At 61.8% G+C, this 319-nt stretch carries 1 protein-coding gene; it reads left to right on the top strand.

Translation table 11 applies throughout. The annotated features are described in order from the left end of the window. Positions 1–319: acyl-CoA dehydrogenase family protein (locus KDH83_RS32235; protein ID WP_283093878.1), on the top strand; the 319-nt coding region annotated here is incomplete at both ends.

Below are 319 nucleotides of genomic sequence, written 5' to 3'. Positions count from 1 at the left end.
CGCATTCATCATTGCATGCGCTCGATCGGCGCGGCGGAACTGGCCCTGGAGCTGATGGTGGATCGCGCGAAATCGCGTAGCGCATTCGGCAAGGCGTTGAACATGCACGGCTCCGTCGGCGAGTGGATCGCCCGTTCGCGGATCGAGATTGATCAGGCGCGCTTGCTCGTTCTGAAGGCGGCCTGGATGCTGGACAAGGTTGGCGCCAAGGCTGCGCGCAAGGAAATATCGATGATCAAGGCGCTCGTTCCCTCCGTGCATACCGCGGTTTGCGATAGAGCCATGCAGGGCTTTGGCGCGATGGGAGGGAGTCCGGATA

This window comes from Achromobacter sp. Marseille-Q0513 (assembly GCF_018195695.1).
In the GTDB taxonomy this organism is placed as follows: Bacteria; Pseudomonadota; Gammaproteobacteria; order Burkholderiales; family Burkholderiaceae_B; genus Achromobacter.
This window is presented reverse-complemented; position numbering and strand designations above follow the sequence as displayed.